Here is a 6908-nt window from a genome sequence, read left to right as displayed (position 1 = left end):
GGCGGCGGAGTAGTCCGGCTCGGGGTTCATCGCGTCCGAGCCGTCCAGATGCTCGGACGTCGGGAAACGGACGTCCAGAACATCCAACGCCGTGATACGAGCCGTGATGCGGGGCGACGAGCGTGCGGCGGACGACATGACGGCAACTCCTGTGCAGGGGCGAGCGGGAACGAATGCCGTCAGCGATCCCTATACATCGGATGACTGACGCAGAGGCCGACTGTAAGCACCCAGAGGGCGACTGGCAATCCAGAGATGGGATGTATTCGACCACCTCGCCACCCCTCCCAGCCGACAATCACCCATAGCGAGGATCGCGCCACTGGCTGCGAAGGTCGCGCGGACCTCCCTCGCACTCAGCCACCCGGATGCCTCCAGCACCTTTTGTTAGGCGCGTTGCCAAATTGTGAGGACGGTCCCTGATCAGCACACCTCGCCTGTTGATCCACTAAAAAGTGCAGGTCAGGTCGCCGTTCTGGCGTCCCCGTCGGGCCGCTCGGCCGTACGCGAGTCGGCCCCTCGGCCCCACATCGCGTGAATCAGTACTAAAGGACCCTTGTCATCCTCGGCAACGCCGCCGTAACGTCCTCACCGCTCGGGAGACATAGGAGCAATTCACGGCGTCTCGATGCCTCAGCTCTCTCATCCCCTCCCCTGCTCCTCCCCTCGGCTCGCGCTCAGGCCAAGTAGAGAGATCCAGGCCATGCAGCTCCCTCGCACCCGCTCCACCGCCACCGCCACGACCGCCGCTGTGCTCGCGGTGCTGGCCCTCGCCACCGCCTGCAACAGGGAGAGCGGGGCTTCAACGTCGGCTGGCGGCGGTGACAAGCCCGCCATCGGCGTCGACCTGCCCAGGTCGGACACCGATTTCTGGAACTCCTACGCGGAGTACCTGAAGAAGGACATCAAGGCCGAGGACATCAACGCGCTGCCGATCAGCAACTCGCAGAACGACATCACCAAGCTGGTCGCCAATGTGCAGGTGTTCCAGAACACCGGCGCCAAGGCGGTGGTGATGGCGCCCCAGGACACCGGCGCCATCGCCTCCACCCTCGAAACCCTGGCCTCGAAGAAGATCCCCGTGGTCAGCGTCGACACCCGCCCCGACAAGGGCGACGTCTACATGGTCGTGCGCGCCGACAACCGCGCCTACGGCACCAAGGCGTGCGAGTTCCTCGGCAAGCAGCTCGGCGGCAAGGGCAAGGTCGCCGAACTGCAGGGCGCGCTGGACTCGATCAACGGGCGGGACCGCTCCGAGGCGTTCGCCGAGTGCATGAAGACCAAGTTCCCCGACATCAAGGTCTTCGAGCTGCCCACCGACTGGAAGGGCGACGTGGCCTCCGCCAAGCTCCAGAGCCTGCTCGCCCAGCACCCCGACCTGGGCGGCATCTACATGCAGGCCGGCGGCGCATTCCTGCAACCGACGCTGGCCCTCCTCGAACAGAAGGGCCTGCTGAAGCCGGCCGGTCAGAAGGGGCACATCTCGATCGTCTCCAACGACGGGATCCCGCAGGAGTTCGAGGCGATCCGCAAGGGCGAGATCGACGCCACCGTCTCCCAGCCCGCCGACCTGTACGCCAAGTACGCCCTCCGTTACGCGCAGGCTGCCGCCCAGGGCACGACATTCAAGCCGGGGCCCACCGATCACGACTCCACGATCATCGAGATCCCGGGCGGGCTGGAGGACCAGCTCCCGGCACCGCTGATCACCAAGGACAACGTGGACGACAAGACCCTCTGGGGCAACAACGTCGGAAAGTGACCGCCCGAGCGCAAGGCACCCGACGGACGGGGATGGCTCCCTCCCCCGTCGCGGGCTCGTTCCCTCTCCGCAACGAAGGACGGTACTCACCATGGCGGACACCGCGACCGCCCCGGCGGACGGCGCCGGAGGCACGGCCCCCGTGGCCGAGGCCACCGGTGTATCCAAGCGGTTCGGCGCGACCGTGGCGTTGCGCGACGCCCGCATCACCATCGCCGCGGGCGAGTCGCACGCCCTGGTAGGACGCAACGGCGCCGGCAAGTCCACTCTCGTCTCGGTCCTGACCGGACTCCAGCAGCCCGACACCGGAACGCTCAGGTTCTCCGGCCGAGCGGCTCCCTCGCCCGGTGACACCGACGCGTGGCGTTCGCGCGTCGCGTGCGTCTACCAGAAGTCCACCATCATCGGTGAACTCACCGTCGCCGAGAACCTCTTCCTGAACCGGCAGAGCGACGGCGCGCTGCGGCCCATCCGCTGGAAGCAACTACGCGCCCGTGCCGAGGAGTTGCTCGCCGGGTACGGCGTCGACGTCAAGGCCGACGCACGAGCGCGGGACCTCACCGTCGAGCAGCGGCAGTTCGTCGAGATCGCCCGCGCCCTGTCGTTCGGCGCACGCTTCATCATCCTCGACGAACCCACCGCCAAACTCGACGCCCGCGGCATCGGCAGACTCTTCGGCAAGCTGCGTGACCTGCGGAGCAAGGGTGTCGCCTTCCTCTTCATCTCGCACCATCTGCAAGAGGTGTACGACCTCTGCACCACCGTCACCGTCTACCGCGACGCGACCCACATCCTGACCGCGCCCGTCGCCGAACTCGGCCACCAGGCACTGGTCGAGGCCATGACCGGCGAGACCACCCGCACGGCAACGGCAGTCACCGGGCCGGACCGGCCCCTTGGGCCCGGCCCGCGCGAAGTGTTGCTGTCCGTGGACGCGCTCACCCTGCCGGGCAGCGTCGAGAACCTCTCCTTCTCGGTCCGCTCGGGCGAGGTCGTCGGGCTGGCCGGCGCCACCGCCAGCGGCAACGTCAGGGTCGGCGAGGCTCTGGCCGGTCTGCACCGCCCGGCGAGCGGCACGGTCGAGATCGCCGGGCGCCCCCTGCGCGCCGGCGACATTCCCGCCGCGCTCGCCGCGGGCGTCGGTTTCGTGCCGGAGGACCGGCACCTCCAGGGCCTGGTGAACAACCGCAGCGTCGCGGAGAACGCGACGCTCACCGTCGCCGACCAGCTCGGCCCGTACGGCACCGTGCTGCCCGCCCGTACGCGGTCCTTCGCCGGACGCATGATCCGCAAGCTCGACATCAAGACCCCTGGAGCCGGCACAGCGGTCTCCGCCCTGTCCGGTGGCAATCAGCAGAAGGTGGTCATCGCCCGGGCCCTGGCCACGGACCCCCGGGTACTGGTCGCGATCCGGCCCACGAACGGTGTCGACGTCAGGTCCAAGGAGTTCCTGCTCGGCACGATCCGACAGGTCGCCGACGGCGGGAAGGCCGCGCTGATCGTCTCCGACGAGCTGGACGACCTCCGGGTGTGCGATCGCGTCCTCGTCCTGTTCCACGGACGCGCGGTGGCCGAGTTCGCCCGGGGCTGGAGCGACCGTGACGTGGTCGCCGCCATGGAAGGCGTGTCGCAGCCGTCGCCGGCACCCCCCACCGAACCGACCGAACCGATCGCACTGACCGCACCGACCGCACCGACCGCACCGCACGGAGGGTAGCCATGTCCGCCACCACAGAAGTCACCGGCACCGCAGTGACCACGGCGGAGGCACCGGCGGCGAAGGCCCGCGGCGGGCTCGATCTCGGCCGCTTCCGTGACCTGTCGCTGATCCCGGCCATCCTCGTGCTCGGCCTGATCGGGTTCATCGTCTCGCCGGCCTTCCTGACCGCCGACAACCTCATCGGCGTGGCCCAGCAGTCCACCGAGCTGAGCCTGCTCGTCCTCGCGACGGCGCTGATCCTCGTCGCCGGACGGATGGATCTGTCCCTGGAGTCCACGATCGGCGTGGCACCGGTCATCGCCGTCTGGCTGGTCCTGCCCACCAGCGGGGGACGGTTCAACGGGCTCGGCCTGTTCGCCGAGTGGATGGCCGTCCCGTTCTGCCTGGCGGTCGGCGCGGTGATCGGCGCCGTCAACGGGTTCCTGATCCTGAAGCTGCGCCTCAACGGGTTCATCGTCACCCTCGGCATGCTGACCATGCTGCGCGGCCTCCAGGTCGCCCTCTCCGAGGGCCAGTCCATCGTGGAACTGCCCTCGGCCTTCACCTACCTCGGCAAGGCCGCATGGCTGGGGATACCGGCCGCCATCTGGATCTGCGCGGTCCTCTTCGCCCTCGGCGGCAGCGCGCTGGCGTGGCTGCGGCACGGCCGGGCGCTGTACGCGATCGGCGGCAACACCGAGGCCGCCCGCACCGCCGGCATACGCGTCGATCGCGTCGTCTGGATCGTCCTCGTCCTCGGCAGTGTGCTGGCCGCGTTCGCCGGCATCCTCTACAGCGGCCACTACGGTTCCCTGACGCTCCAACTCGTCGTGAACGTCATGACGTTGGCGGGGGTGCCGCCGCTGTGGAACCAGTTCCTCAACGGCGCGATCATCATCGTCGCCCTGATCATCTCCCGCTTCGCCTCCGGCGAGCAGCAGGAGTAGGCGCACGGAGAAGTGAAGTCCGACCGCGTGGCGTGACGACGCGCCCCCGCCCGTACACCATCGGGCCGCACGGCCCTGCTCTGCCACAGCTCCGCCAGGCCCCAGCCTCGCCATGCGTCAGCCCCGCCATGCCCCAGCCCCGCCATGCCCGCGCACTTCAGTTGCCTTGGAGGTCTCTCCATGTCGAGAGCGATCAACAGACGACAGTTCCTGGCAGGTTCCACAGCCCTCGCGGCGGCCGCGGTCGCCGGCGGTCTCTTCGGGGCGAGCCCCGCCCTGGCCGCCGGACCGGCCACCTACACACCCACCTGGGACTCGGTCAACCAGCACCCGGCGGCGCCCGAGTGGTTCCAGGACGCCAAGTTCGGCATCTACTTCCACTGGGGCGTCTTCAGCGTTCCCGCGTACGACAGCGAGTGGTACCCGCGCCACATGTACATGAGCGGCAACAAGGTCAAGAACCACCACATCGCCACGTACGGCGATCCGTCGGTGTGGCCGTACCACAACTTCATCGACGGAGCGAAGGACAAGGCCGGGAACTTCGTCCAGTTCGCGCCCAAGCTGAAGTCGGCGGGCGGCGAGTTCGACCCCGACGAGTGGGCGCAGCTGTTCGTGGACGCCGGTGCCAGGTTCGCCGGGTCGGTGGCCGAGCACCACGACGGCTACTCGATGTGGGACAGCCAGGTCAACGAGTGGAACTCGGTCGACAAGGGCCCGAAGCTCAACCTGCTGCGGCTCATCACCGGCGCGATACGCGCCAAGAACCTGAAGCTGCTGGTGTCGATGCACCACGCGTACAACTACCTCGGCTACTTCCAGGCCGCACCGGCACAGTCGGACATGAGCCTGAAGAAGCTCTACGGGCAGCTGGGCAAGGCCCAGGAGGACCAGCTCTGGTACGACAAACTCAAGGAGATCGTCGACCTGGCCGAGCCCGACATCATCTACCAGGACGTCCATCTGGACAAGGTCGACGAGACCCAGCTGCTGAACTTCCTGTCCTACTACTACAACCAGGCCAACTCCTGGAACAGAGAGGTCGTCGCCACCTACAAGGACGGCTACAACAGTCACGGTGAGGTCTTCGACTACGAACGCGGCGGTCCGGCCGACCTGACCTCCCCCTACTGGCTCACCGACGACAGTGTCTCCAGCACCAGTTGGTGCTACACGGAGGGCATCGGTTACTACTCGGCCCAACTGCTGCTGCACGCGATGATCGACCGGGTCAGCAAGAACGGCACCGTCCTGCTCAACATCGCCCCGAAGGCCGACGGCACCATCCCCCAGGGGCAGCGCGACATCCTGCTGGGGATGGGTGACTACCTGAAGCGCTTCGGCGAGTCGGTGTACTCGACCCGGGCCTGGACCGCCTACGGCGAAGGGCCGACGAAGATGGGCGGGGGCACGTTCATGAACCCGAACATCGGCACCGCCCAGGACATCCGCTTCACCCGGAACAAGGCGAACACCAAGCTGTACGCCACGGTCCTCGGCTGGCCCGGCAGCTCGTTGACCATCAGGACGCTCGGCTCCAGCCGTATCGACCTCGGTTCGCTGACCTCGGTCCAACTGCTCGACAACACGGCCGGCACCTACATCGACGTGCCCGGCCGCACCCAGGACTCCTCCGGGCTGAAGGTCACCCTGCCCTCCTCGGCACCGTTCTCCGCCCCCATGTACGTGGTGAAGCTGACCTTCTCCGGCCGGATCCCCGTCCTGCGGCCCGTCGACGGCGCCCTCGTCTTCACCGACGTCGGCTACGCCGGCACCTCCACCGCGCTCGGCCTGGGCGACTACACCTCCGAACAGCTCGGTCTGCACGGCATCCCCGCGCAGAGCATCTCCTCGCTGAAGATCGCTCCGGGGCAGCAGATCATCGGCTACTCCGGCGACGACTTCACCGGCACCCAGTGGACCTTCACGGCGGACAACGCCGATCTGCGGGTCACCGGCCAGAACGACAGGATCGTCTCGCTGAAGGTGCGGTTCAACCCGTCCACCTACCTCAGGATCACCAACCTCACCAGCGGCCTGGTCCTCGACAGCGGCGGCGACGTCGCCGACGGATCCGACCTCAAGCAGTGGACGTGGTTCAGCCACGCCAACCTGCAGTGGCAGGCCGTCGGCGTCGGAGGCGGCTACTACAAGCTGGTCAACCGCGCCAACGGCATGGTCGCCGACAGCTGGGGCGCCACCGGCAACGGCGCCGCCTGCAAACAGCTGGACTGGAACGGCCACACCAACCAGCAGTGGAAGATCACCCACCGCGGCGGCGGCCAGTACAACATCGTCAACCGCACCACGGGCAAGCTCCTGGACAGCGGCGGCAACGTCTCCGAGGGCTCCGCGACCAGGCAGTGGGACTGGGGCAACAGCACCAACCTCCAGTGGACCATCAGCCCCGTCTGACCCCGTTCCCCGAAGCCCATATCTCCGTTCCGCGAAACCCATGCCCCCGTGTTCGGGGCGTGCTCCGGCGCGCGCCGAAACGGAC

Annotated in this window: 4 protein-coding genes and 1 pseudogene; 4 read left to right on the top strand and 1 reads right to left on the bottom strand. The window is 67.9% G+C overall.

Going from position 1 to position 6908, the window contains the following annotated elements:
• Nucleotides 1–138 (bottom strand): annotated as a pseudogene (locus tag HW837_RS48825) (fuconate dehydratase); the annotation flags it as partial.
• Between the two features lie 565 nt (nt 139–703).
• Here HW837_RS48825 and HW837_RS24295 point away from each other — a divergent pair.
• The 4 genes from HW837_RS24295 (at nt 704) to HW837_RS24280 (ending at nt 6823) form a co-directional block, all read left to right on the top strand.
• Complete coding sequence (locus HW837_RS24295) at nt 704–1762, top strand: sugar ABC transporter substrate-binding protein (RefSeq protein ID WP_193382501.1); 1059 nt, start codon at nt 704–706, stop codon at nt 1760–1762.
• Between the two features lie 91 nt (nt 1763–1853).
• Nucleotides 1854–3479: a sugar ABC transporter ATP-binding protein gene (locus tag HW837_RS24290; protein ID WP_045555429.1), complete on the top strand. Its 1626-nt coding sequence runs from the start codon at nt 1854–1856 to the stop codon at nt 3477–3479.
• A 2-nt stretch (nt 3480–3481) separates the two neighbouring features.
• Nucleotides 3482–4408: an ABC transporter permease gene (locus HW837_RS24285; protein WP_193380263.1), complete on the top strand. Its 927-nt coding sequence runs from the start codon at nt 3482–3484 to the stop codon at nt 4406–4408.
• Nucleotides 4409–4588: 180 nt separating this feature from the next.
• The gene (locus tag HW837_RS24280) at nt 4589–6823 is read left to right on the top strand and encodes an alpha-L-fucosidase (RefSeq protein WP_045555431.1); all 2235 of its coding nucleotides are present in this window, start codon (nt 4589–4591) and stop codon (nt 6821–6823) included.
• Nucleotides 6824–6908: the final 85 nt, after the last annotated feature.

Source organism: Streptomyces caniscabiei (assembly GCF_014930365.1).
In the GTDB taxonomy this organism is placed as follows: Bacteria; Actinomycetota; Actinomycetes; order Streptomycetales; family Streptomycetaceae; genus Streptomyces; species Streptomyces caniscabiei.
Note: the sequence above shows the minus strand (reverse complement) of the source record. Positions and strands in the feature narration are given on the sequence as shown.